This is a genomic window from Paenibacillus sp. J31R34, from assembly GCF_059383715.1.
Genome location: NZ_JBXENU010000001.1, coordinates 766,683 through 792,731, shown reverse-complemented (window position 1 = coordinate 792,731; position 26,049 = coordinate 766,683). Strand labels below are relative to the sequence as shown.

The window sequence follows — 26,049 nt, the reverse complement described above, 5'->3', positions numbered from 1 at the left end:
CTAATCTTCTCCTTGCTTGTCCGAATCAACCGTATGCAATGTTTCTGGCCTTTGTTTCTGCTTTATCCAGGGCAGCCGAAGCGTAGCCGCAAGAAGCTCCTTCATAATAGGAGGAGAATACGGCGACAAATAAGGGACACCGAAGGAGCTGAGCCGTCCCATATATCCAATCAGCACGACAATCCCTAAAATAAATCCGAACATTCCCAGTAATGAAGCCGCTATAAACAGCAGAAAACGGATAACGCTCACCGTCGTACTTAACGACTGATTAACGAGTGTTGCTCCAGCTACTGCCGTAATCGCGCCTACTACGACGACGCTTGGGGAAACAAAGCCTGCCCGAATAGCAGAGTCTCCAATAATTAATCCGCCAATGACCGTTAAGCTTTGACCGATGGAGCTTGGCAGACGAACACCGGCCTCTCTGAATATTTCCAGCAGCAGGAGCAAAATTAAAAATTCCAATGCGCCTGAAAATGGCAGTCCAACTCGGGTAGCAGCCATCGTTGCCATCAGCCTATACGGTATTTGATCTTGATGAAACGCAGAAAGCGCAATCCACAGCCCCGGCAGCAAAATGGAAATAAAAAAGCTGAAAATGCGCAGCAAGCGCGCAAAGGAAACGTATTGAAAATTAAAATACAAGTCTTCTGGAGATTTCAGCATGAGCAAGAAGGTGCTTGGCCCAATTAAGACCATTGGATTGCCATCCACGATAACGATAAATCTACCTGCCAGCAGGCTGCTTACGGCATAATCCGGACGGCCCGTAAAGTCGAGCAAAGGAAACAAGCTATATTTTTCTTCCACAAGCATCTCTTCTAATTGGTTAATGCTGTACAGCCCATCCACATCAATGCTATTTAAACGATTCCTCACCTCGTGCAGCACATTTGGCGAAATAATGTCGTCGATGTACAATAAACCAACCTTCGTTCTCGTTCTTCTGCCAAGCGTTACCGTCTCGTAGCATAAAGATTGGCTGCGAATCCGTTTGCGAATGAGAGCCACATTAATGCTAACATCCTCTACAAACCCATCTCTAGGCCCTTTAATCGATACTTCTGTAGTCGATTCCTCCGGTGTACGATGAGGGTGATGGCCGAGCGTCATTCGAAATAATGTATTTGACTCATTAAATAGGAGCAGCAAATCACCTTGAAAAATCCACTCGCAAAGCTGCTGTGGCAGCGCGTCCGTAGTTACTGGAATGAGCGGTAGCGTCCCATATAATTTTCCCGACTGCAAATGAGCAAACCCATTTTTACGGTATACCTGCTCCAGATCCGGAAGAATATATTTTCCAATTTGAGAGGTATCGCATAATCCTTCGCTATAAATAAGGATGACCTCTGAACGCACATCTTCATCAAATTGAAATCGCTGGATTAGCACATCTGCAGAATGCGGAAATAAGGCGGAAATCGACTGCAGGCTCCACGGCTTGGCAGGCTCAAGCTTTGTTTTGTTCATGCGGGGCTCCCCTTCCTCTGCCGCTTCAGCAAAGCGATTGCAATGAATATGGCCGAAAGAACCAAAACCGCGGACAGCGTAACGGGGAAATAATAGTGATAGAGCCATAGATAAGAGGAGTAACCATTGATGGGTATGAATCCCAAGAGAATATAGCCGAGTGTCAACAGGAGAATGAGTCGCCGCGCCGCCTTCTTGTTTGGTAAGGGGATCAGTTCTCCCAATAAAAACATCGCAAAGCTTGTACGAATAACGGCTCCGGACAGCCATTGAAATTCTGATAAAAAATCAACATGCTCAATATTACCGAATTTTACAAGCCTCCACTGCTCAAAGGGGGATTCCATCTGCTTCGCCGCTTCTACATGTCCAAACTCCACAATGCCCCCGATGATAGGCCCGAGCGTAATATAAATTAAGAGAACGGCCAAAATGAGAAGCTGCCATGCTTTAACCCGGGATTTGATTCGATGCTGAACAGCTAGAAGCATAATCATTTCTACAAATCCACCACCAACATAAATCATGCCATGAACGGCGGGCTGCCAGCCATTTTCAAGGACAGGCTGCAAAAGACGATAATCCTTCTCTGGCGTATTGGCTATCGCCACAAAGTAACCCAGCAAAATGACTATGGGAAGCATAATACCTGCAGCGATCGCAATCATGCGAATGCCAGACATTGCAAAATAACAGCATACGAGACACAGGGTGATAATTAAAGCCGATCTTGGCGTACTGGGCATATAATTGGTTGTGGTCCATCTGACCGTATCAATTAATGTAAATCCCCCGATGAAAAGCAATTGTAGACAAATCGGAATGATCATCAGCCAAGCTATGAACGGATTCGTCTTGGATGCCAGCCAAGGGTGCAATTTCTGTTGACCGGATTTCTTCATAAATAGAACAAGCAATATGCACCAAGGAAGAAATAATACACCTGTCAATAAGACGGAAATCCATGCATCTCTGCCCGAAGCTTCCAAAATTAAAGGATTCACAATGACATGATTCGTTAAGCCGACCGTCATCATGAGAATCATGCAAATTTGTAGAAAGCTTACTTGATGCAGCCCCTTAACCATCTCGAATTCCACCCCAAGCGTTTATTTTAAATGATAATAGCACTTATAGGTTTCCTTATTGATCCAATTTTATACGCATCATGGTTTAGCAAGCATGCTGATCCCATCCTCCAATTGCCCTGAGAGCGAAAGCACATCATAATAAATCCACTTTTGCGGATCTATCGTTTGCACCTTGCCTTGACGGACAGCCGACAATTCCCTCCAGATAGGATTGTGCTGCAATTGCTTATAGGTTAGGGCAGCCTCCGCCCCATATACGATGATAAACAACCGATCGGCTTCATATTGCCAGAGCTGCTCGATCGCTACCTTCCTGCCGTATTGGTTAGGATGTTTAGCAAGCTCGCTTTGAACAAGCGGGGGTGGCTGCAAACCAAAGGAACGATACATGACCTCGCCCGCATTACGATCTCCAAGTACAAATAGCTCCTCTCCTTCTATGACGAGAAGGCCAACCGTTTCATTCACATTTAAATAGGGCTTGATCCGCCGGTGAGCCTCCGCTCGCTTCATTTCGTAGCCGTCGATCCAGCGCTGTGCCTGTTTGCTCATCCCAAGCAAATCACCGATCTTCTGTAAATGCCCCGTTGCTTGCAGCCCCATCCATGGAATATTTACAATCGGAGCTATACGCTCAAGCCTTTGTTGTATTTCAATGTCTAGCGTGTCACTACTTAGGATAAGATCAGGCTTTAGTGCAGTCATTTTGTCGTAATAGAATGTTGACTTATCTCCAATGCTAGAAATGGCTTCTCCTGAACGCCTAGCATAATAGCCCAAATGATACGCAGGTGCGCCAACCGGCTTTATGCCAAGCGCCAGAAGCGCACAAGCATAATCGATGGACAAAATGTTATACTGGCGCGTGTTGACATATACTCGCGGAGGTACACCTGTTACCTGCTTAAAGCGACGGTTAAAATAATAGCTGTCGCGGAATCCAACCTGCTCTGCAATGTCAGAAAGCGGCTGCCTAGAAATAAGCAGCAATTCCTTGGCCTTGCGTATTCGCAGCTCTGTTACATATTCATGAGGCGTTGAGCCTGTTATTTTTTTGAATAAAACGATGTATTGCTTTGTGCCAAGGCCAGCCTGCTCTGCTAACTGCTGCGTACTGATCTCCTCGTTATAATGGTCTTTTAAAAAAGAAACGGTCCGTTCTACGGCCTGCATGGAAGTGGTCGTTTCTGAGACGGCCGTATTTTGCTCAAGGATCGCATACATAAGCTTCTGGAAACGAAAATAATAGCTGAGCCGATCTTTCTCACTTTTAGAATTTTTCATGGCGATCAGCTTGCGTATTCCCACCAGCATACGATCGAAAGGCTTGATTATCATTTCGCCATGAGCGAAAGGAAGAGGAAGGCTGCTGTTGAGCTGAGAGCAAACGATGTCAAAGGTCATGCACATATAGTGCAGCTCCTTCTCCTCTCCTCCATCAGCGGCGATGTCAAGCTTTGCACCAGGCGCTATTCCATAACAACTGCCAAGGGTGGCTGCATAACAGCTGTCGTCTATAAGAAAGCTGGCTGAGCCGCTTGATACAATAATCAGCCTGTAGCTCAGACTGACACTAGGGAAGATCGCGCTGTCCTTACTGTGTTCAAGGGATACAACATCAACCAGTCTAAAAAAGTACGAATGAAAAGGAGTCGCTTGGTAGCCCCTATTTGGAGTACTTCTATTCGTTGAATTCACGGATGCCTCCTGCATTTATTGAGAATTATTATCATCATTCTAATAGACAAAGAAGAAGCTAGTCAACCATTAGGCTAACTAGCTTCTTCTTTGTTATTTGTTATTTGCTTGGAATGATCGCCTTCATGACATCCTCCAGCTTTTTCTCATAGGCAAGTGGACCGTTTGTGATCCATACATCACCGCGCACTTCATAGACATGGCCTTGCTGGACGGCAGGAATGCTCTTCCACAATCTGCTTTCTTTAAGCTCTTCAGCCTGTCCCTCTCTTCCTTCATCTACAGCTAGGAAAATATAGTCGGCATCGAGCTGTGGAATAATTTCCATGGAAATCGTCTGGATATCCATGTCTTCTCCCCAAGCCAGCTTGCGCACAATTGGAGCAGGCTCCAGCCCAAAATCACCATACAATGCTGTCCCCACCTGACCTCCAGGTCCTCCATACAATCTTAGCTCCTTACTGGCATGGATGCGAACCATAGCTGCTGTTGTCCCTTTAGCAGCAGTCTGCAATTGCTCTTTAGCCAGCTTCGTTTCCGCTTCACGCTTTTTAATTACAGCTTTCGCTTGATCTGTCTTTCCGAGCAGATCAGCTACAATAAGAAGATTTTTTTTCCAGTTTTCCGGATATTGAATTTCACTGCCTGTAAATACATAGGTCGGCGCAATTTGTGATAATTTTTCATAGGCGCCTTCCTCTGCCCAACCCTGGAAGCCAAGAATAATGAGATCCGGCTGTGCAGCCATTACAGCTTCAAAGTTAATCGTACTCGTGTCGAGCTTCGGAACATCCTTCAAATATTCCTCCAGATAGGTCTGATAATAAGCTCCGCTCGAGTATTGCATGATCGGCTTAACGCCAAGCGTACTCATTTCGTCTTCAACGAATAATCCAATAATGCGCTGTGGCTGCGCAGGGACTTCAATTTTACCGAGCACATGCTCAAAGGTGCGCATATTCGTGGATTGATTTTCAGGAGATTTTTCTGTCGATGCTTGCTCGATCTGTACCGCACTCGCCTCTTCCTTCACTACTCCGCCTCCGCATGCTGCAAGCACCATGACAAGCACCAATATACCACTCAATAAGGACAAGCCTTTTTTACCAAAAGCCATAACTTTTCCGCTCCCTCTACTGATATTTATTCTCATTTGCATGCCTTGCTTATCATAAATAGTAGAACTTAATTATTCAATGGACTTTTTAGTAATACACGTGATTTTTGGCGCAACACCCCAAATGTACATTTATACAGCAGTTCCTTCCTTAGATTATGGGCTGTAAAGATCGATTTGTAGGCCTCAAAAAAATAAAAAGAACGCTGCCTTTAAGGCAACGCTCGCTGAATCCCATTTTTTAAAATCATGCAAAATTTTCGCAAATCAATTAAGGTGTGTCTCTTGTTAAAATCTCAGTCTCACCCGTATTGAAGCCAACGATCACTTGGCTAGCCATAGAGATGAACAAGCCATTTTCCACCACGCCGGGAATTGCATTCAGCTGATCATGCAGCTCAGCAGGAGAAGCAATCGTACCGAAGCGGCAATCGGCAATATAGTTGCCGTTATCCGTTACAAAAATGCCGTCAGCCGATGCCCTCAGCTCAGCAGTGCAGCCAAGCTCCCTCAGCTTTTGCAGCGTCAAATTAGAGGCGAAGGGCACCACTTCCACCGGAAGGGGAAAATGTCCAAGCTGGCTAACTTTTTTGGACTCGTCCACGATTACAATAAATGCTCTGCTATGCGCAGCAAGAATTTTTTCCCGCAAAAGCGCACCGCCGCCGCCCTTTATCAAATGAAGCTCACCGTCTACTTCATCCGCACCGTCAATCGTTAAATCTATCGCCGTAATTTCAGCGAGCGGAACTAACGGAATGCCGTACTCAGCCGCTAAATCCTCAGACTGCTTGGAGCTGGCAACGGCTTTAATGTCCAGTCCTTCGAGCTTCATTCTTTGCGCCAGCTTTAAAATCGCCCAATATGCCGTCGTTCCTGTTCCTAGCCCAATAAGCATGCCATCCTGCACAAGCTGGACGGCTTTCTCTGCTGCCAATTGCTTGACGTTCAAACGTTTCCCTCCGCTCTCTGCCTACTGTATTAAAGTTACAAGCCCAATATGTGATAGCCTGCATCGACATGCAGCACTTCGCCAGTTATGCCGCGTGACAGATGACTAAGAAGGAATAGCGTCGCATCGCCCACTTCTTCCTGATCAATGTTTCGGCGCAGCGGCGCCCGCTCCTCAATCGTTTGCATGATTTCGTTAAAGCCGGAAACGCCTTTTGCGGATAATGTTTTGATCGGCCCTGCAGAAACGGCATTGACCCGAATATTATATTTGCCAAGATCCTCGGCCAAATATCGTACGCTTGCTTCAAGCGCTGCCTTGGCAACGCCCATGACATTATAATTTTTCACTACGCGCTCTGCGCCGATATAGGATTGGGTAACGATGCTACCGCCTTCGGACATTACGCCTTTCGCCTGCTTAGCGATCGCCACAAGCGAAAAAGCGCTGGAATTTTGCGCCAGCAGATAGCCTTCACGCGAGGTTTCCAGGTATTCGCCCTTAAGCTCATCCTTATCCGAAAAAGCAAGCGAATGCACGATTCCGTCAATGCTTCCGGCCTGCTCTTTAATATGGGCAAAAGCTGCGCTTATGCTTTCATCATCCAATACGTCGCAGGATACTGTCAGCAGTGGAGTAATGCCTGTCTGCGCAAGCAAGCCCTTCAGCTTCTCGAAAGAACGTTCCTTTCTGTATGTAAAAATAAGCTGAGCCCCTTCCCGATGCAGCGACTTGGCGATTCCCCAAGCAATGCTGCGTTCATTCGCGACGCCCATTACTACGATTTTTTTGTTGTTCATCATACCAGACAAAGTAATCCCTCCATTAGCTAAATCCATAAATCTTTTGCCATTATAGCATAAAATAAGGTGAAACGGCTGGCGGCGCGACGCGTTTCAGTCCGAGAAATGCTATAATAAACGTTAGCATCTTATTCATAGAAGGATGATTCATTGTAATGACAGAGCAGGAGCGCAAGAATTGCATGAAATGCCGCCATTATTATGTAACTTGGGACCCCGGCGCGCCAAGAGGCTGCAGGGCGTTCGGTTTTAAATCGCAGGCGATGCCAAGCCAAGTTGTACTGGCTTCCTCCGGGAAGCCTTGCCTGAACTTTGAAGCTAAGGAAAAAGGATAAGGCAGCAGACCGTCAATGAACGGTTTGCTGCCTTATTTTTCAGGGTTTAGCTACCTGTCTTCTCGCCTGTAGGTAAACAAGAGACAGCTTTACATAGAGGGAAGTCTGCTCCATGTACTACGCGTATAACAAAGGCTCATGCCGGCGCGCTCCATATTCCGCTGACTGCTAGAGCAATAGGCAGCTTGTCCGACCATGAGGCTGCAGCCCGCTTGGGCAGCAGCACGCAAGCGCGCTGCAATTAACGCCGCTTGAACGCCTCGTTTGCGATATTCCGGCAATGTTGCGGCAAATGTAAGGGAGGCGATATGTTCATGTATATGCATGACGCCAACCCCAACAGCGATATGATCAATCTCAGCAGCATAAAACTGCCAGCCATCCCGTTTGAACAGCATACGGTTATTATCCGCAATGTGGTTTTTCCCAGCAATCGGCAGCCCGCTGCCCAGCGCATGCAGCTCTGCGTAAAGATCAACCTCGTGCTCACCAAGCCTGCGCACGACAAGGCCTGTCTGACCTTCCTCCGACCTCATGCCTGCTTGTTCAGCGATGTTTCCTGCCATACTCGCATGAAAGCCCGACTGATAATACCCCTGCTTGGCCAGCGCCAGCAGCGTGTCCCCATCTATACGCGAAGGCACGATCTCGAATTGCGGACTCCCGCCCTGCTCTTTATACCATTTTAGCACTTCATCCAGCTGTGCTGCGCCTGCACGGCCAAAGCCTTTAACCGTATTAAATTGCGGCCATGGCATTGCTCGGCTGGCAATAGCCACTGCTGGGCCGAAGCGCTGAAGCGCTATCCCCATCGGATTATGCTCCCGTTCCTGAATGGCCTTCATTCGATCCAGCATGTATACAAGCTCGGAATTCTCAACGCGCTCCACAAGCTCGAGGGTTGTCATACGAGTATTCAACAAGTAAAACCTCCTTATAATTGTGATAACGGAATATCCTTAATGGCTTTAACGATCCAATCGGCGCGGGAAAGATCCTGATCGCCAGAATGGATATTCATATAGCCGATGCAGCGCATGCCTGCCTCTTTAGCTGCGATTACTCCGTTACGGGAATCCTCCAAAACGACGCAATCTGCCGGTGACACGCCAAGCTGCAAAGCTGCCTCCAAATAAACATCAGGCGCTGGCTTGCCGCTAGGCACTTCTTCTCCGCTCACGATACTTGCAAAATAATCAGCAATATCAAACTTGCGCAGCACTTCTTCAATAAAAATCCGCGGTGAGGAAGAGGCTAGAGCGATTGGAAGGTTCCGCAGCTTTAGCTCGGCAAGAAGGGACTCCATTCCCTCCATTGGCGCAAAATCACGAGCGTGAAGCTCCTCTATTTTTCGCCGCAGCTGGTAAGAAATGATCTCCTCCACCGACTGCTCGATGCCATATTCCACACGGATGAGGCGCCACATGGCCGGATTGGTCATGCCGACGTATTTTTCCAGGTCGCCTTGCGTCACCTTGAAGCCCAAATGTTCCATCGTCTCGATATCCACGTCAAAATGCAGCGGCTCACTATCAATAATGACACCATCCATGTCGAAAATAAATGCTTTCAGTTCCCTCTCCCCATTCTGCCCTTATTTTGTTTACATAATTATATTTATGTATCAAACAGAGTGATTTCAGACTATTCAGAAAATACTCCTCCGTTGTCCTATCTATGTCATAGAAAAGCTAATACTTTGAATTATTTCTCTAATATGCATAAAAAGGAAAATAAAGCTCTTTATTCGTTTATAAACAATCGCTTAAGTATGGTGCAAGTAAATTTGCGAAATCCGCGGAAACTCCATTCGTCCTAATGAAGCGATTACTACTTCCGCCGGATAAAATTGCGCCTTTCTGCCGCCTGAGAAATACCATTTGCGAAATTGCTTCACCACAATAAATAGCCCATGCTCATCGCCGACCGGGGTTAATCCCTCGCTATCCTCCCGCCAGTTGGGAATGCCCCGCGCATTTAGCTCTCGAACGATAGGGATGACCTCTGCAGCAACGATGCCCAGTTCACTAACTTCGAGGCAGTCGGAGAAGCTGAACGGGTGCTCTGTACCATTTTTCAACTGATGCCTGGCAATGAACTCGACGATATTTCCAGCAGGATCAGCAAAATAAACGGCCCCTGCATCCCATAAAGTGAAAAAAACCTCGTCTCTGCCCTCCTCCTCAATAAGCGCCACTTTTCCCTTAAGCCAGCGCTTAGCTTCTGCTAGCTTATTTTCCGGTATATTAATGGCAAAATGATAGAAGGGCTCGGTCTGGTCCGTTGTCTCCCGAAATGTAAGCTTTGTGCTGCCAATGGTCGTAGTGAAGGACTGCTCGTTTCTATTCAGCACTGGGAAACCAAGCTGCTCGTTATAAAAGGAATACAGCGCATCCAGCCTGCTTGTCCATAAGGTGATGTGTTCAAATTTCATCGTGCCTATTCCTCCCTAAAGGGAATGACAACGGTAATCGTCGTGCCTTCGCCAGCTGTAGAGTTCACACGGAGCTCAGCTCGCTCTCCGTACAGCAAAGCCAGACGCGAAATGACGTTGCTCATTCCGATTCCTGCGCTTTCCGTGCTCCTTGCGTCTGCCGCCTGCTGCGGGCTCATGCCTTTTCCATTGTCGCTTACCTCGAACACCAGCCGATCCTCCGCCAGCCGGCCGCTAATTTTCACAAGACCGCCCTGTTCACCCGGTTCACCAGATTCAAAGCCATGTATAATCGCATTTTCCACTAGCGGCTGGAGAAAAAGCTTCGGAACGAGGCAAGCCTCCGGCACCCCCTCCATATTATAGGCCACTTTAAAAATGCCATCAAAGCGATTTTCCATAATATGCGTGTAGCTTTGCAGCCAATTTAAATCGTCGCGCAGCCGCACCATTTCCTGCTTGTTTTTTACTGTGTATTGCAGCATGGAAGACAGACTGACGATCATTCGGCTAATGGCGGGCTGGTCCCGGTCAATTGCCATCCAGTTCATAATGTTAAGCGTATTGTACAAAAAATGTGGATTTAGCTGGAGGTTAAGCGCCATAATTTCCGCCTCCTTCTCCCGCAGCTGGCTTTCGTAGTTTTCTTGAATCAGCTCGCGAATTTTATCATTCATCACATTAAATTTCTTCGTTAAAATGCGGAATTCCAGCTGCGGCTGGTCAGGAATTTTTGCCGTGAAATCGCCCGCTCCGGTCATTTGGATGGCAACCAGCATTTTTTTGATCGGCTGGGTCAGACGGCCTGCGATGAAAGAGGCAAGGATGATTGAAATAATGAGCAGCGAGAGGCCTGAAAATACATCCATATAGCGAATGGCTGGCAAGTTGCCAAGCAGCTGCTTATACGGCGTCACATTAACCGTCACCCAGCCGGTTAGCTGAGACGTATCGTAGCTGATCAGTACATCCTCCCCATTTTCTTTAACTAGTGAGGTGCCCGAGGACTGCTGAAACTCCGTCTTATACCACTGATTGTGGTCAGTTGTACCAAGCTTGCTTAGCTCGGGGTGCGTTACAATCTTTCCATCCTTGGAGACGATATAAAAATAGGAGCCTTGAATGGCGGACAAGCTCTGCTGCACACTGCGCTGATAAAAGGATTCATTGAAATTAAGCAGCAGCACCGGACGCTCGACATGCGCTGGCCAATTGTAGATCGCACCGTCAATAATCGGTGAGCTGTTAAGCAGGCGGGCGCAGGAAAACACCATCCGAAACTTGGCATCCATATCATATAGCGCCTCCTGTTGGAAAGCGCGGGTTAAATCATAGGTAGGCACCCAAATTAGGCTGCCCCTGCTGGCCAGCACTTCCTTATAAATAGTCGACTGGCGGAAGCCCTGCGGATCTGCCGAGACGAACGGGGAGGAAGACGTATACATGCCGCTGCCCGATCCAAAGCTGAAATAGCTCGTAACGAGCTGGGCCGTATATAAATCCTGATCATGTCCAAAATATTTGTTCAAAATAACGGTTGCCTGCCGGTCCATCTGGACCAGCTCGTAATCGTTTTGCGGCTTAGGGCGGTTGAACAGGCGGTATAAGTCTGGGTCAGAAATGAGCGATACCGTGCGCTCTTCAATATTACCGAACACGATATCGCCGATTTCATTGTTTTTTTTCACAATTTCCAGCATGCTGTCTCGTGCATTCGTTACAATAATGTCCGAGCTTGCATTGTAATGTAAAATGCCGTTTAGCACGGATGGAAGCGTAATCAACAGCACAAAAAATAAAATAAGCCTCGTTCTGAATTTCATATCTCGTACACGCTCGCGAATTTTCCGCAAAATGCTCCCTGCTTCCTCCGGCTTCTGACTTAGGGTCAGGAGCGCTTCATATGACGGGCTATGGACCGGTATTCCTCTGGCGTCAGTCCAAATTCCTTTTTGAACACGCGATTAAAATATTTCACATCATGATAGCCGAGGCTTCCCGCTACCTGATAGATTTTATCGTTGCCTTCTTCCAAAAGCTGTTTCGCCTTTGCAAGCCGAACCTGCGTGACATATTGGCTAAAATTGATGTTCAGCTTGCTTTTGAAATATTGGGAGAAATAGCTGGCATTAAAATGAAAGACGGCCGCAATCGACTCCAGTGACAAATCATCCATATAATGCTCATCAATATAAGCGATGCATTTGTAGATCAACTGCTCCTTATGCTCCCGCTTGGCATCAGCATGAGCGGTTGCCAGTATGCCCAGCTGCTCCGCGATAACGGTTTGCAGAGCGGATAGACTGGCCGCTTCCCCTAATGCCTGTTCCATGCGAGGCCTCCATGCCTCCAGCGTTTGATGCTCCGGCATAGTCAAGCTTTCCGACAGCCGGGCAAGCAGCTTCTGGACGCAGCGATGCAGCAGCTCTGGGCGTGGCAGCCCGCTGCCTGCTTCCCCTAGCAGCTTGTGCAGCAGCTCGCCTGCGATAAGCTTAAGCTGCCCTTGCTCCTGGCCATGGACAACTGCGTCATGCAGCATGGCCTCATGGCGGGCATCAAGCTTAAGCGCAAGCTCTGCCCTCACATTCCTTTGTGCGGCATAAAATACGGTCCGATCCACCACATAAAAGCTTTCAGATAAAGCTAGCCCTGCCTCAGCATACATTTGCGAAGCGGAAGCAAGCACATCCTCCTCCAGCCTGCTCACGCCAAGTGTGATTTGATAGGAGCTGGGAACCGCCTGCTGCAGGTTCTGCTGCAGCGCCTGCAGCTGCTCCGCACTAACTAACGCATTCGTTACGGTGATCAGCCTGCCATTCCTGCGGCCCTCCCCGTCATACAGCGGAATGCTGAAGGCTGCGCCACCTGTTGCTTGAAGGCAAGCCTCCAATTGCTGCTGTACATGGGGAAAAAGCATATCTACCGGCTGCCCCGCCTCCTTGCTGCTTTGCCGAATTTCGGTTAACAGCAGTATGCCGGAGCCACCAAAGCCAAGCCATTGTTCCAGCTCTATGCTCTCGTCTTTGGATAACGACTGATTAAGCAGCCATTCTTTCATCACACGGCTGCGATACAATGGCGCAATCGTATTCAGCTTAACTTCAAGCTTGCTATTCGCCAGTTGTACTTCCTGCTCGATTTTAAGGCTTCGCTCCGCCTTCTCCAACACAAGCGCGAATTTCTCCTGATCCACAGGCTTTAGCAAATAATCAAAGGTGCCGAGCCCTATCGCTTTTTGGGCATAATCGAAATAATCATAACCGCTCAAATAAATAAATTTCTGCGGTTGATTCGATGAGGGAAGCTGTTCCAGAAAATCAAGCCCGTTCATCAAAGGCATTTGAATGTCGGAAATGATCAGCTGAAATGGCTGCTCCTGGCATTTTGACAGCGCTTCCTTTCCGTTGCGCGCTGTAGAAATCGCATATTGAGGACGGAGCTTTTGCAGCATTTTGGATAGTCCCGCCAAATGCCCCGGTTCATCATCCACAAGCAAAATGTTGTACATGGACAGCGCTCCTGTTCGTTTCATTTTGGGTATGAGAATACCTTTATCGTACTGCTGACTGATTTCCGATTGCAAGCGGAGATTTTGTAGAAAAATGTCTGATTTTGCAGAGAACAGGCAGCTCCATGCTCTTCGTTGCAGAGGCTCACACCCTACCCTGCACAAAACACGAAATTAAACTTGGCGGACACAGCAACCGCTATTTCAACAAAATCAAGGGTATGGAGCAGCCTGCTGCGGTTCCTTAAGTCTTGAATCGTCAGATGAGATTGGCCTCGAATAAGCGCTAAGCCAAGAGCAGAAAGCCGGCTCCGGTTTGCATACACATCCTAAATAGACGCACTCTCAACGAGGCGTCTATTTACCCATCTCATCTATCTAACTCTTTGTTAAGCTTGCAGGCAGCTTTACAGCAAGCAGCGTGCCGCCAGAGCGAACATAGATCATATCGCCAGACTTCAGCGTCGGATCAAATTCGCGCGAGCCCGTTTTCACGCTGAAAACGGGCTTTGTGGTTGCGAAATTATAGGCATCCAGCGTTCCATCTGCACGGGCAACAAACAAGCCGTTGGCGAAAATATCCGTCTGCACGGGCTGAATACCGAACGGGAACGGGACTTCTTGCCCGCTCGTCGTCTTTAGAGCGAGAATGGAATTATCGCGGAAGCTCTGATAGAGCAGCTTGCCGCCATAAATGCTATAGAGCGGTTGATATTGTTTAGGATCTGGCGCATTCCAACGCTGAACAGCTTTACCGTTTGGGGCATATGAGGAAAAATTGTATTTGGCAACCGCTTTTCCCTGATAAATATAGAGGTCATTACCATCCAGAAATGCGGAGCCATAAGCGCCTCCGAACTCTATTTGTCCAGGTACCTCAGGCACTACTGTCCAGTTGTACACTCGCTCGCCCTTCTTCGTCCCAGACACTAAGTCAAGGACGGCGATTTGCAAACTTCTATTGCTGGAATCGTCATCTCCCCTCATGAATGTGTCCATGACCGAGTAGACCAGCCCGTCCTTGACCAAGAGCGGAGAAAATTGAGCAAAGGACGTCCAAAGCTTTTTGCCTGTTGCCTGGTCGTAGGCATTAATCTGATTAGAGGTAAGAGCGCCTTGAACCAAATAATTACGCAGTACGACACCTTTGCTTACGATTATGTCACTTGATCCTGATGAGTAGAGGCTATCCTTCTCCGTTACCTTCCAGCGCAGCTTACCCGTTGCCCGGTCTAGTGCAAAAAGAGTGAAATTTTGCGTCACATAAATTGTATCCCCATTCGGAACAATGCTATCGGCTTTATTCGCACGAATCGCTGTCGTCCACTGCTTGCTGCCATTTTTGGTAACAGCAATGACTGAGCCATCTGTTGTAAGACCATACAAACTGCCTTGTTCATAGGCGAGCACAGGCCTCAGGCCAGAACCATATTTCCACAGCTTTCTTCCACTTGTGCCGTCATAAGCAGCAAGCTGCCCTCCATTCACAAGTGCGAACAACCGCCCTTCCTCTGCAAGCGCTGCTGTTATGGATCGGCCATCCTGATCAAATTTCGCAAGCGGCAAGCTCCACATTGGTTTGACTGCTGGAGCAGAGCCAACTCCATACATTGGGGTGGTGCTGCTAATAATAGGTTTCTCAGCAAACACAACCGATGCTCCCAACAAGCCGCAGGCGAGAATGGAGGAAGTTACGCTAACCGCGACAATCCTTTTCATTTGTTGCGAAAGATTGATAAACATCTCTCACTCTCCCATTCCCTAGTAGTATAAAATATGCACGACATCATCCCAGCATAAATGACCGAATCGCCCACTGATCTGCAGGGGCAGTCCGGTTATTATTGGAACGCCGTGATCTGCCGATCAAGACGTCCTGAGATTCCATTGTCTTTTAACAAAGTCTCGTGATATCCATATTATAGGTTAAGTGAGCTGCAGATTCTACTCATTTTTATGAGATTCAGGTCTTTTCCCCCAATATTTCTAAGCTTTAGCAGCAGCTAATTGCAGTGGCAAAGAAACCGTAAATTCGGTCCCTTCTCCCAGCTTGCTGCGTACGGCTATTGAGCCGCGATGCAGCTCCATAATTTTATGGACGATGGACAGCCCAAGGCCGCTGCCTCCTATCGTTCTGCCACGTGATTTGTCTGCTTTATAAAAGCGCTCGAAAATACGTGCATGATCCTGCTCATCAATTCCTGAACCTGTATCCGCGATGCGCACGAGCGCATAGTCTTCGTTGCGTGTGAGGGAAATCGCTATTTTCCCGCCTTCAGGAGTAAATTTAATGCCATTATGAATCAGGTTCAGCCAAACCTGGCTCATCAGATCCTCGTCCGCGCTGATTTCTAGCTCATCAGCTTCCACGCTCATATCGATATTTTTCTCCTCCCACTGCGGCTCACAAGCGAGAATAAGTGATACGAGCTGCTTATCGAGCCGATAAGTGATCGGATGGAACGGCTGTCTATCCGAATCCAGAACGGCCAGCTTTAGCAGATTATCGCTAAGCTTCGATAAACGGAAGCATTCCTTTTCGATAATGGTCAAATATCGATGCCGCTGCTCCACATTCAGCTTGTCATCCTTTAGCGCCTTGGCAAACCCGCTGATCGAGGTAAGCGGCGAGCCGATTTCATGGGATACATTCGAGATGAACTCCTGCCGAAGCTCCTCCATCTCCTTCAAATTTGCCGCCATGCTATTGATGCTGTCAACGAGCTGCACATAGGGATGCCGCTGCTGTTCGTTGTTTCTGCCGAAATCCCACTCCAGATTGACCCGAAAGTCGCCATGTGAAATACGTTTTAGCGCTTCAAGCATGTCATTCAGAAAGTAATGCTCCCTCCGGTGAAAATACTTGCTCACAATGGCAATTCCAATTCCAAAGAAACAAAAACCGAGCACCGCATTTATGAGCAAACTGAGCAAGTCATGGGGGGTCCATGCGATTGCCGAATAAACGGCTTTTGTTATATAAAACGAAACGATCCAGCTGGCGAGCAGGGCCGACAGGACAAGCACAAAATTCGTCGCCACATGGAGGAAGCCCGGTTTCCGGTTCACGACAGCACCTCCAGCCGGTAGCCCAGTCCCCGGATCGTGCTGATGCGAAAGCCATGCTCCTCCTCTGGAAACCGCTCCCGAAGCCGTTTAATATGCACATCGACCGTTCTTTCGTCGCCCTCATAATCGTAGCCCCAAATCTGCTCAATCAGCTGATCGCGTGTGAACGTCTTGCGTGGATAGCTGGCTAGTTTAAACAGCAGCTCAAATTCTTTAAGCGGCAAGGTCAAATCTTGTTCACCTACGCGGCACTCGAACGTATCTCGGCGCAGCGTCACATCGCCAACTTTGACCGCTTGCGAGGATTGAATGCGATAGCGCCTGAATAAAGATTTCACACGGGCGACCAGCACTGCCGGATCAAATGGCTTAACCAAATAGTCGTCCGTTCCAAGCGTAAAGCCCTTTACGATCTGAGACGCTTCTCCTTTGGCAGTCAGCATCAGCAGCGGCAGGTCGGTCTGCTCCCGCAGCCTGCGGCACAGCTCCCACCCATCCATTCCCGGCATCATAATATCCAAAATCACCATATCCGCCTTAACATCGGCAAGCATCCGCAGCGCATCAAGACCGTCTATCGCCTCAACGATTTCAAAGCCTTCCTGCCGCAAAAAATGACCAATTAATTCTCGGATATGCGGATCATCATCAACGACTAATATTCGGGTCATCCCGTTCACCGCCTTTATCCTATTTTATCAACTATTCTCGAATTTCGTAAACCTGACTGGCCGGACATCTACGTCCGGCGCATATAGGCCCTTACCGTTAGTGGAGCAAAAATCGCGACAATGACGGCTGCGCCGACCAGCGAAAATACAAAATCTGCGCCAATTACACCATTATTGGCAAGCTCCCTTACGGCACTAACCAAATGGGAAACCGGATTAATGCTTGAAAACCACTGGAGCCAGCTTGGCATAGTGTCAACCGGGACAAAAGCATTGGACACGAAGGTGAGCGGGAACAACACAATCATCGAGATACCTTGAACGCTGGATGCCGTACGCGAAATGACGCCAAAAAAAGCAAAAATCCAACTAATCGCCCAAGCACATACGATGACAATAAGAGCCGCAATAATGACGTATCCTAATCCTCCATCAGGTCGATACCCCAAAATATAACCCATGGAAAAAGTGAGTGCAGTCGCAATTGTATAGCGCACCGTATCTGCCAGCAGAGCTCCCGCAAGTGGAGCAATTCGTGCTATTGGGAGTGACTTGAAGCGGTCAAATACGCCTTTATCCATGTCCTCCCGCAGCTGAACGCCCGTGACAATGGACGTCGTAATTACCGTTTGCACCAAAATACCAGGAATAATAACCGGCAAATAATCAACGACATTTCCTGAGATGGCGCCGCCAAAAATATAAGCAAACATCAATGTGAAAATGATCGGCTGAAGCGTCACGTCAAATAATTGCTCCGGTGTGCGGCGAATTTTTAATAATCCTCTGTAGGCCATCGTGAGCGAGTTGCGAATCGACTGTCCCAAGCTTGTGTGCTTTTTCAACTGGCGGATGCTACGTGGATGGATGGTCGCGCTTTTCATACGACTGCCTCCTCTTTCTTATTGGATGGTTCGGATGACAATGATGCATGGTCTTTCACACCATGGCCTGTAATCGTTAAAAACACCTCGTCAAGTGTAGGCTTCTGTACACTCATCTCCGCCAAATAAATGCCCGCCTCCCGAAGCGCAACCAGCAGGTCGGTAACCTTGTCAATATCCGCTAGCGGCGCTGTAATTTTTGCATGGTCCCCAGACACCATAGATTCGACCATAAGCACTTGTTCCATGATTTCGCGGGTGGCCGCAATGTCCTGAGGATTTTGAATTTTTAATTGCAGCGAGGAAGTGCCGATGGATGTTTTCAGCTCATCGACCGTCCCTTCTGCAACGACCTGGCCGCGATCAATAACCGCAATTCGATCAGCCAGCTGATCAGCCTCATCCAGGTATTGCGTCGTTAAAAGCACCGTTGAGCCGGTCTTCACTAGCCGGCGGATCGTATCCCACATTTGTGTACGTGTACGAGGATCAAGTCCTGTCGTCGGTTCATCTAAAAAAATAAGTGGCGGCTGTGCAATAAGGCTGGCAGCCAAATCCAACCGACGCCGCATGCCACCGGAAAAGTGCTTCAAAGGACGCTTCGCCGCTTCCGTTAGTCCGAATTCCTCCAACAGCTCCGCCGTCCTGTGCTTCGCCTCTGATCGCCCAAGCCCTAACAGCCGTGAAAATATAACCAAGTTTTCCGTAGCGCTGAGCGCTTCGTCGACTGATGCGTATTGGCCTGTCACCCCGATTAATTGCCTTACGATTTGCGGGTCCTTCGCCACGTCGTACCCGAAGATGCGTGCCGAGCCGGCATCGGGGCGCAATAGCGTGGCGAGCATTCTAATGGTCGTTGTTTTGCCTGCTCCATTAGGGCCAAGCACACCATAAATCGTTCCGGCGCGTACGTTCAAATCTACGCCATCTACCGCGCGATTGCTGCCAAACATCTTCACAAGTCCATTTGCTTCAACTGCCCAATCGCCGCCCTTCTTCCCTATCTCTTCTTTATATCGATCATTTACTGTCATTGTAATGCCTCCCTAAAGCGGTTTATAGATGGATATTAATCCTCGTTTGTGAACTGAATGTGAACCAAACGGCATGCTGTGAAAATAACGAAAAAAACCGATCCAGCAACCGGATCGGCCTTTTCCTGCTATTTTTCCCCACTTCAATATTCGTTGATAAGTATCCATCCTACTAAGCGCTCGTCAGCGGAAAAAGCATAATAGACAGCTTCATCGGCTGTGGCTTTACTAAATAAGTGTCCAGCGTCGGCGCGTAGCCGCAGCTGTGGTTGCCAATGCCGCTTTGTATGGCATCGATTTTGACAATCGTTTCTGGCAGTCTGGTCAGCTTATGGACATGGCTGGTGCGCGACAGATTTTCCGTGGAATAATGATGGACACTAATGTTAAACCGCTCGCTGCCTGTTATACCGATTCCAGCACCTTCCCCATTCCCAAGCTTCGCCCAGCGGACATCAGCCTTATTACCATTTTCCTGCGGCTTAACATAGGGAACAAACTGCTCCGCTACCGTGCCGCCGTAAATACCAAGCTTGCCGCTTTCTTTACGGTCGGCATAACATTCATGAGGACCTCTGCCATACCAGCTGAACTGGTCATAGCTGTCACGGAGACGCAGCTCCAAACCAAATCGCGGCAGTGGCGGCAGCTCGCTTCCAAGCGGTTCAATCGTCGTTTCCACGCCTATGGAACCGTCAGCGTTGATTTGGTGAATCATTTTGCAGAGGAAAGCAGCTGGTTCGCCTTTTGCGCCCATGATCGCTTCAGCCGTAGTTATGACGCTTCCCTGATGGTCAACCGTCACCGAAAACTGGCGCAGCTGCCACTCAAGCCGATCATAACCGGCTTTCACCCATTCTTTTGCCAAATGAACATCGTTGTCCAGCGGGGCACGCCATAGCTGCAGCTGTGGACCTGTGAGCAGCAGCTCATCGCCGTAATGCAGCCAATTGCTGATTGTACCTGTCATTTGATCGATGTCTACCTGAAACCCGTTCCCGCTTATGCGGCATACAAGCTTGCCGTCTTCCCGCTGCAAATTTTGATGCTTAGGGGGCTTTAGTGCGGGAATCTCTCCAGAGGCATCGCCTGCTACTGGGTGCACGATACTAGAAAACTCAGCATTAGCGTTATACGCTGTAGCATTTTCCTGCGGGTGCCAACCCACCTCCTCAAACAGTAAATCGGCCCAAGCTGTCTCATGACCAGCGTCACACCACAAGCTATTATTGCGCTCTGTAAAACGGATATGCAGAACATACTCGCCTTTTTCCATTAATTGCTCCAAAGGGAGCGGAATGTCTAACGTCTCTTCCCCCCCGGGCGGTGTCTGCAAGCGGGCAAGCTCACCTTTGGCAACCGCAGCGCCGCTGCGCAGCAGCTGCCAATGTCCTTTCAAATGTCCCAGCGACAAAAAGCTGTAGCGATTCACAATATGAACTCGGCCAAGCTGTGCGGGGTCCGGCTTTATTTTCACCGGCTGAATGATCTTCTTGTATTCCAGCAGGGATGCTTTAATGCTTCTATCTGGAAACAGCAGCCCGTCCATGCAAAATGGTCCGCTGTGCGGGGCATCGCCAAAATCGCCGCCATATGCGTAAAACGCAGCTTCTCCGTCCTTTTGCCGCAAAATACCCATATCTGACCACTCCCAAATAAGGCCGCCCAGCAACCTGGGATATTCGTAAACCGCATCCCAGTATTCCTGCAAATTGCCCGTGGAATTGCCCATGGCATGACCGAACTCGACCATGAGATAAGGGCGGTCATCCGGCTTGCGTCCCTCTTCTATGAGCATGTCGACCGAAGGGTACATGGAGCTCACGATGTCAACGACTGCGGCTTCATAAGCCCGCTCGTAGTGAACCAGGCGAGTCGGATCGGCGCTGCGGATCCACTCCGCCATAGCATCATGATTTTCACCATAGCCCGACTCATTACCGAGCGACCATACGATGACAGACGGATGATTTTTATCCCGTCCAAGCATCTTTTGCGCACGATGCATATAGGCTTCACGCCAATCTGGATGTTTGCTCAAATAAGACTCATCGCCCATAAAATGAAATCCGTGCGTCTCCAAATCTGCTTCGTCTATAACGTATAAGCCAAATTGGTCGCATAAATCAAGCCAACGTGACTCGTTCGGATAATGGGACAGCCGAACCGTGTTAATATTATGCTGCTTCATCAGCCTTATATCTTCCAGCATCGCTTCGGGGGTCGTTACATAACCCAATTGCGGGTGGAACTCATTGCGGTTGACGCCTTGAATGACGATAGGCTGTCCATTAATAAGCAGCTTCCCTTTTTCAATTTGAATATCCCTGAAGCCAACTGAAAGCTGCTTTACCTCCGCTATCGCTCCGTCTTGGCCATGGAGCGTCAACAAAAGCTTATACAAATAAGGCGTTTCCGCTGTCCATAGCTGAGGCTCTGAAATAGGGAACTGCACTGCTAACGTTCGGAGCTCTTTAAGCGAATGTGACGTTGGAAGGTTGTACGATTGAATAGCGACGCTCTCTCCACCAGCATCTAGCAAGGCGACGCTTAAATGGAAGCCTTCTCCCGAGCTGTAATCCGTTTCGTTTATGGTTTGGCTCGCGGTTTCTACCGCGTTTTTCCAAATGCTGTGTTGAGCAAGCGTAAGCTGCAGGCTGAGGCTCGCCTCCTGGTATGCGGAGTCGGGTACAAATGTGGTTCGCACCCGTATGTCCTCAATGGTGACAGCAGCCTGTGCCATTAAATAAACATCGCGAAATATTCCGCTCAGCCGCCATTTGTCCTGCGACTCCAAATAGCTGCCATCGCACCATTGATAGACGCGAACCGTAAGCAAATTAGAGCCGGGACGAAGCAGCTGGGAAATATTAAACTCTGCCATATGATGGCTTCCCTGACTGTATCCGACCAGCTCGCCATTGAGCCATACATGGAAGGAGGAATCGACTCCGCCAAATACGAGGCGAATTTGGCGTTTATCCCAATGCTCAGGTGCCGTAAAGCTTGTACGGTAGCAGCCAGTAGCGTTGAGCAGTGGAATATGCGGAGGGTCAAGCGGGAATGGATAAGGACAGCTGCTGTAATGTGGCTGTCCGTAACCGTGCATTTGCCAATTGGAGGGCACGGGAATCTGATCCCATAGCGTGTCATCGCAAGCCTCCAAATGGCTATCGACCGCACAGTGCAAAGGCGAATCGAAGTAGCGGAAACGCCAATTCCCGCTGAGCAGCTTGTAATAGGGCGATTCGTTCCGGTCACCACGAAGCGCGGCTGCGGTATTGTCAAATGGAATAAGTTCACTGCGTGGCGGCATTGTACTGCGCTCCAGCACGTTTAAGTTGCAATAATCTGGCAGTTGCTCGCGTTCAATTGGCATGAGCCGCCCTCCCTTGCTTCATACGGGTGAAAAAATCCCGCTCTCCGATTTGTCCACCCTTCAGCACTAGCTCCAGCCCATCCAGCGCGGACTCCTCCGAGAAGGCTCGGCATAGCGGCGCCCCCGGCGTCAGCGCAGCCACGCATTCCAGCGCATAAATGCCCAAGCCGCGCGTCACATAACCGGACGTATCCCCGCCAGCGATGACGATGCGTGTAAGCTGTTCATCAATGATTAGCTCCCGCGCCAGCGCTCCAAGCAAAGCGCCCAATAGGCGGCTGCTTTGCTCAGGCCCATAGCCCTGTGCAGCAAGCGTTTCACGGAAAAGCGGAATGCTTGGATCGTCAACACCTTCTGCTGAATAAAGCAGCAGGCTGTGCCCTTCGGCAAGCCTTTCCCGAGCCTCTTTCAGCAGCTGCTGCCGGGCAGCCGCGCCTTTCTTTCCGTCCAGCAGCTCCTCTGCCGGTACCCGAATGCCCGCAAAACCCGATGCCCGCGCTGCTTTGATTTGCTGCTCCGTAACCGGCGAGCAGCTACCCGACACAACGAGCAGACGTTCAACCTCTGCTGCTGGAGCAGCACTAATCTCTCGCTGCTGCGGCAGCAAGCCAAGCTGCCGCCAACAGGCTCCAAGCGCATACTCCACGCCAGAGGAGCCAATGGCAAATAAGCCGTCGCGCTGCTGGGCTTCCGCCCAAATCAGCTGTCCAGCCGCTGCCAGTCTAGCTTCGTCAAGCACATCAAACAGCACGAGATCAGGCTGCTCGCGTTCTACAAGCTTAGCCAGCCGTTCGCCCACTTCGGACTCGGCTCCCTCCAGCGCCAAAATATCCATCAGCGCCGTCTTTAAATCCGTCTGCTGCGCCAAGTGCTGGCGCAAATCCGCTTCCGCCATCGGTGTAATCGGATGGCACGACATCGTCGGATGGCGATCAAGCCGGTACGTCTCATCGTCAGCCGCTGCAAAATGGTTGCCAAACAACGTATAGCGGCCTAAATAAGGAACCCCTGCCAGTACCGGAACATAACCAGCTCCAAACACCGCACGGCCTATTTCCGCCGCCTTGCCGATGCTGCCAACCTCAGCGGAGGAATCGAATGTAGAGCATATTTTGTAATGCGTAACAGCAGCCCCTATTTTCCGCAGCTGCTCCAGTACCGGACGCAGCTCGCGTTCCGCCTCAGCTGGCGTCAGCGAACGCCCGATGCCCGCTACTCCTATGGCCTCTAAATCTGCAAATTTGCTGGCAAGCAGCTGCTCGCTAGGCGGCTCCAGAAACAATGCTGCCCGAAGGCCAGCTCGGAACAGCGCTTCCAGCACATCGGTTGAGCCTGTGAAATCGTCGCCATAGTAGCTGAGCAGGCGCTGCGCAGACGGGAGACGATCGGCGAATTGCGCCCGCTCTTGCTGCCTCGTGGTATCCCCCCTATTGCCTTTGCTGAATGCCAGCTCCCTGCCGATACCGCTTGTTTCACAATCGTCTGGCTTATGCGTTAATTCCCCTCTGTCCATCACCGCTCAGCCCTTTCCGTATTTTGCTATAGCCTGCTGCAGCTCAGGATGCCGACTTGCATACTCAGCAAGCGGAATGCCTTGAACAGCTGCTTCCCAGCCCTGCTTCATGCTTGCAAAGCCAGACGCTGCCCCGCCCGGATGGGCCAAAATGCCGCCGCCTGCCAAATGCATCACATCTACCGTTTTTGTTGCTTCATAAGTAGCCGGAGCAGTTCCCGCCCATTGTGCCGAGGATACGACAGGCATTGTCCCATAGCCATTGTACATGGGCTTCAAACAAGCACGAATAGAGCTGACGACTGAGCTGTTGCTTTCATAAAATTTGCTGTCTAAACCGTTCACATGCAGATGGTCTGCTCCTGCCAGACGGCAGAGCTTCTGATAGGCTGGAAAAGCGAAGCCCAGCAGCGGACAGCGCGTCATCATGCCCCACTGATTGCGATGACCATGAATCGGAACCTCGCTATATTTGCTCAAATGGGCAAGCCCCGTCAGTCCGACGCTCATTATGCTGACCATGACACAGTTGCCGCCTGCCTTGACGACGAGCTCATGCCCACGCTCCATTTCATCGATGTCCCCCGTAATATTGAAGGCGTACATGATCTTTTTACCCGTGGCATCAGCCGCTCGGTTGACGGCATCCATAACCGCACTCACCCGCTGTGCTAGAGGGGCGTAGGTCCCATTTGCATTCAATTCATCATCCTTTATAAAATCAAGCCCGGCAGCCGACACGTCCATAATCATCTGCTGCAAGTCAGCCATTGGAAGCCCGATACTCGGCTTGACAATCGTCCCCATAATCGGACGATCATACACGCCCGTTAGCTCCCGAGTACCCGCGATACCAAACTTCGGGCCGGGGTACCTTGCTGCGAAGGCCTCGGGCAGCTCTAAATCAACCAGCCGCAGCCCGGACAATTCCTGCAGCTCGAACAAATTGCCGGCAATGGCAGACATTAAATTCGGAATGGACGGACCAAAATTGTGCAGCGGAAAGGATACCGTAACCTCCCCGCGCCTATAAAGACCATCATGACCCAGCGGCGTTTTGGAGCCCGGCAGCGTCGGAGCGGACACAGATGGAAGCTCGACAATTTGTTCAATTCGCGCCCCGTGCCGCTCTTTCAGCTGGTCCGTCTCGCCTGGCACTGCTGTAAAGGTGCCCGTCGACTGCTCGCCAGCAATGACCTCGGCAGCACGTTCCAGCGTATAGGGTGTCTCTATCAGATAGACGGCCGTTACTCTTTCTTGTTCCATGCTATTTCCCTCCCGCAAAATCTGCCTTTATCCCATGCTGCAGCTGCTCTTGCTAAAATCATTGCCGCTACAACAGGCCTCGCTCTGCCAGCATCTCCTTAATTTGCTCGGCAGCAAGCCGCGGACTCGATAACACCGGCTTGCCTGTCGCCTCTCGTACGGCTCCCTCCATCCGAGCCATTGATCCTTGGGCCAGTACGATAACATCCGCTTTATCGCTGACCGCAAGCGCCGTTTCTAGCAAAATGCGGTCATGCTCCGCCGGATTCCCTCCTACCAAAGCGTCGAAGGCTCCGACTGCGAGCCCGTTCAAGACGGTGACCTCTTTGCCAATGGCTTCCGCCTGCTTCGCCAAAAACCGCATCGTCGGCTCAAGCGTTGAAGGCAGTGTGGCCAGCACTGCAATCGCGTCGTATTCGGCTGCCGCCTTGGCGGTCATCGCCTCGTCAATTTTCACGAGTGGAATGCCGAGCTGTCCCCGCGCAGCATCAGCCACTTCGCCGACGGAGGAGCAGGTATTCAGAATGATATCCGCCCCCAGCTCCTCCCCATGCTGAAAATATTGCGTCAGCCGCTTGCTCACTCCCGCCGGAATATGCCCCGCCTTGACGACATCGCCGATCAGGCTGTCATCAATAATGTTGACCAGCCGCACGCCTGGCAGCACCTCCTGAAACACAGCCTTCAGCGGATCAGCAAGCCCTTGTCCGGTATAAACCGCAACTACCGTTGTCATATTCCCAGCCTCCCATTCGAACAATTATTGAACCTGTACTTTAACCTGCTCTATAGAATTGACAGACTAGCAGACTACCAAAC

General features: G+C 49.8%; 21 protein-coding genes. 1 reads left to right on the top strand and 20 read right to left on the bottom strand.

Annotated features, from left to right (window positions below):
• From AC50YG_RS03370 to fabI, 6 genes are all read right to left on the bottom strand, one after another.
• A complete protein-coding gene (locus AC50YG_RS03370; RefSeq protein ID WP_494824681.1) occupies nucleotides 1–1,476 on the bottom strand; it encodes a spore germination protein in 1,476 nt (491 codons plus the stop codon).
• A complete protein-coding gene (locus tag AC50YG_RS03365) occupies nucleotides 1,473–2,564 on the bottom strand; it encodes an endospore germination permease (RefSeq protein WP_494824680.1) in 1,092 nt (363 codons plus the stop codon). The genes AC50YG_RS03370 and AC50YG_RS03365 overlap by 4 nt, the downstream gene beginning before the upstream one ends.
• Before the next feature lie 78 nt (nucleotides 2,565–2,642).
• A complete protein-coding gene (locus tag AC50YG_RS03360) occupies nucleotides 2,643–4,265 on the bottom strand; it encodes a helix-turn-helix domain-containing protein (RefSeq protein ID WP_494824678.1) in 1,623 nt (540 codons plus the stop codon).
• Between the two features lie 100 nt (nucleotides 4,266–4,365).
• Nucleotides 4,366–5,382 (bottom strand): ABC transporter substrate-binding protein, encoded by a 1,017-nt coding sequence (locus AC50YG_RS03355; RefSeq protein ID WP_494824677.1) that lies wholly within the window; start codon nucleotides 5,380–5,382, stop codon nucleotides 4,366–4,368.
• 271 nt (nucleotides 5,383–5,653) lie between these two features.
• Complete coding sequence (gene rpiA / locus AC50YG_RS03350) at nucleotides 5,654–6,334, bottom strand: ribose-5-phosphate isomerase RpiA (RefSeq protein ID WP_494824676.1); 681 nt, start codon at nucleotides 6,332–6,334, stop codon at nucleotides 5,654–5,656.
• A 35-nt stretch (nucleotides 6,335–6,369) separates the two neighbouring features.
• Nucleotides 6,370–7,146 (bottom strand): enoyl-ACP reductase FabI, encoded by a 777-nt coding sequence (gene fabI, locus AC50YG_RS03345; protein ID WP_473758582.1) that lies wholly within the window; start codon nucleotides 7,144–7,146, stop codon nucleotides 6,370–6,372.
• A 146-nt stretch (nucleotides 7,147–7,292) separates the two neighbouring features.
• On the opposite strand from fabI, the gene AC50YG_RS03340 reads away from it, so the two are divergent.
• Nucleotides 7,293–7,472, top strand: a complete 180-nt coding sequence (locus tag AC50YG_RS03340) for a uracil-DNA glycosylase (RefSeq protein ID WP_473758581.1) — start codon at nucleotides 7,293–7,295, stop codon at nucleotides 7,470–7,472.
• An 89-nt stretch (nucleotides 7,473–7,561) separates the two neighbouring features.
• Here AC50YG_RS03340 and AC50YG_RS03335 read toward each other — a convergent pair whose 3' ends face one another.
• From AC50YG_RS03335 to AC50YG_RS03270, 14 genes are all read right to left on the bottom strand, one after another.
• The gene (locus tag AC50YG_RS03335; protein ID WP_494824675.1) at nucleotides 7,562–8,392 is read right to left on the bottom strand and encodes a GNAT family N-acetyltransferase; all 831 of its coding nucleotides are present in this window, start codon (nucleotides 8,390–8,392) and stop codon (nucleotides 7,562–7,564) included.
• A 14-nt stretch (nucleotides 8,393–8,406) separates the two neighbouring features.
• Entirely contained in the window at nucleotides 8,407–9,045 is a 639-nt protein-coding gene (locus tag AC50YG_RS03330) for an HAD family hydrolase (protein WP_494825291.1), read from the bottom strand.
• 192 nt (nucleotides 9,046–9,237) lie between these two features.
• Entirely contained in the window at nucleotides 9,238–9,906 is a 669-nt protein-coding gene (locus tag AC50YG_RS03325) for a VOC family protein (RefSeq protein ID WP_494824674.1), read from the bottom strand.
• A 5-nt stretch (nucleotides 9,907–9,911) separates the two neighbouring features.
• Entirely contained in the window at nucleotides 9,912–11,759 is a 1,848-nt protein-coding gene (locus tag AC50YG_RS03320; RefSeq protein WP_494824673.1) for a cache domain-containing sensor histidine kinase, read from the bottom strand.
• 35 nt (nucleotides 11,760–11,794) lie between these two features.
• Nucleotides 11,795–13,414, bottom strand: a complete 1,620-nt coding sequence (locus AC50YG_RS03315; RefSeq protein WP_494824672.1) for a response regulator — start codon at nucleotides 13,412–13,414, stop codon at nucleotides 11,795–11,797.
• Nucleotides 13,415–13,792: 378 nt separating this feature from the next.
• Nucleotides 13,793–15,157 (bottom strand): outer membrane protein assembly factor BamB family protein, encoded by a 1,365-nt coding sequence (locus tag AC50YG_RS03310; RefSeq protein ID WP_494824671.1) that lies wholly within the window; start codon nucleotides 15,155–15,157, stop codon nucleotides 13,793–13,795.
• A 243-nt stretch (nucleotides 15,158–15,400) separates the two neighbouring features.
• Nucleotides 15,401–16,483: a sensor histidine kinase gene (locus AC50YG_RS03305; protein ID WP_494824669.1), complete on the bottom strand. Its 1,083-nt coding sequence runs from the start codon at nucleotides 16,481–16,483 to the stop codon at nucleotides 15,401–15,403.
• Entirely contained in the window at nucleotides 16,480–17,154 is a 675-nt protein-coding gene (locus AC50YG_RS03300; protein WP_494824668.1) for a response regulator transcription factor, read from the bottom strand. The genes AC50YG_RS03305 and AC50YG_RS03300 overlap by 4 nt, the downstream gene beginning before the upstream one ends.
• Nucleotides 17,155–17,222: 68 nt before the next feature.
• Nucleotides 17,223–18,038, bottom strand: a complete 816-nt coding sequence (locus tag AC50YG_RS03295) for an ABC transporter permease (RefSeq protein WP_473758573.1) — start codon at nucleotides 18,036–18,038, stop codon at nucleotides 17,223–17,225.
• A complete protein-coding gene (locus AC50YG_RS03290) occupies nucleotides 18,035–19,072 on the bottom strand; it encodes an ATP-binding cassette domain-containing protein (RefSeq protein ID WP_494824666.1) in 1,038 nt (345 codons plus the stop codon). Before AC50YG_RS03290 ends, AC50YG_RS03295 begins: the two co-directional genes overlap by 4 nt.
• Nucleotides 19,073–19,244: 172 nt before the next feature.
• Entirely contained in the window at nucleotides 19,245–22,451 is a 3,207-nt protein-coding gene (locus tag AC50YG_RS03285; protein ID WP_494824665.1) for a glycoside hydrolase family 2 TIM barrel-domain containing protein, read from the bottom strand.
• Nucleotides 22,441–23,964, bottom strand: a complete 1,524-nt coding sequence (locus AC50YG_RS03280) for a four-carbon acid sugar kinase family protein (RefSeq protein WP_494825289.1) — start codon at nucleotides 23,962–23,964, stop codon at nucleotides 22,441–22,443. The genes AC50YG_RS03285 and AC50YG_RS03280 overlap by 11 nt, the downstream gene beginning before the upstream one ends.
• 6 nt (nucleotides 23,965–23,970) lie before the next feature.
• The gene (locus AC50YG_RS03275; protein ID WP_494824663.1) at nucleotides 23,971–25,230 is read right to left on the bottom strand and encodes a ribulose-bisphosphate carboxylase large subunit family protein; all 1,260 of its coding nucleotides are present in this window, start codon (nucleotides 25,228–25,230) and stop codon (nucleotides 23,971–23,973) included.
• Between the two features lie 67 nt (nucleotides 25,231–25,297).
• Nucleotides 25,298–25,966, bottom strand: coding sequence for an aspartate/glutamate racemase family protein (locus AC50YG_RS03270; RefSeq protein ID WP_494824662.1), 669 nt, complete (start codon nucleotides 25,964–25,966; stop codon nucleotides 25,298–25,300).
• Between the last annotated feature and the right edge of the window lie 83 nt (nucleotides 25,967–26,049).

Excerpts from the sequence above, each read along its gene's own strand:
- AC50YG_RS03370 (WP_494824681.1), bottom strand. The coding sequence starts at position 1,476 with ATGAACAAAACAAAGCTTGAGCCTGCCAAGCCGTGGAGCCTGCAGTCG.
- AC50YG_RS03365 (WP_494824680.1), bottom strand. The coding sequence starts at position 2,564 with ATGGTTAAGGGGCTGCATCAAGTAAGCTTTCTACAAATTTGCATGATT.
- AC50YG_RS03355 (WP_494824677.1), bottom strand. The coding sequence starts at position 5,382 with ATGGCTTTTGGTAAAAAAGGCTTGTCCTTATTGAGTGGTATATTGGTG.
- AC50YG_RS03340 (WP_473758581.1), top strand. The coding sequence starts at position 7,293 with ATGACAGAGCAGGAGCGCAAGAATTGCATGAAATGCCGCCATTATTAT.
- AC50YG_RS03325 (WP_494824674.1), bottom strand. The coding sequence starts at position 9,906 with ATGAAATTTGAACACATCACCTTATGGACAAGCAGGCTGGATGCGCTG.
- AC50YG_RS03315 (WP_494824672.1), bottom strand. The coding sequence starts at position 13,414 with ATGTACAACATTTTGCTTGTGGATGATGAACCGGGGCATTTGGCGGGA.
- AC50YG_RS03310 (WP_494824671.1), bottom strand. The coding sequence starts at position 15,157 with ATGTTTATCAATCTTTCGCAACAAATGAAAAGGATTGTCGCGGTTAGC.
- AC50YG_RS03300 (WP_494824668.1), bottom strand. The coding sequence starts at position 17,154 with ATGACCCGAATATTAGTCGTTGATGATGATCCGCATATCCGAGAATTA.
- AC50YG_RS03295 (WP_473758573.1), bottom strand. The coding sequence starts at position 18,038 with ATGAAAAGCGCGACCATCCATCCACGTAGCATCCGCCAGTTGAAAAAG.
- AC50YG_RS03290 (WP_494824666.1), bottom strand. The coding sequence starts at position 19,072 with ATGACAGTAAATGATCGATATAAAGAAGAGATAGGGAAGAAGGGCGGC.
- AC50YG_RS03285 (WP_494824665.1), bottom strand. The coding sequence starts at position 22,451 with ATGCCAATTGAACGCGAGCAACTGCCAGATTATTGCAACTTAAACGTG.
- AC50YG_RS03280 (WP_494825289.1), bottom strand. The coding sequence starts at position 23,964 with ATGGACAGAGGGGAATTAACGCATAAGCCAGACGATTGTGAAACAAGC.
- AC50YG_RS03275 (WP_494824663.1), bottom strand. The coding sequence starts at position 25,230 with ATGGAACAAGAAAGAGTAACGGCCGTCTATCTGATAGAGACACCCTAT.
- AC50YG_RS03270 (WP_494824662.1), bottom strand. The coding sequence starts at position 25,966 with ATGACAACGGTAGTTGCGGTTTATACCGGACAAGGGCTTGCTGATCCG.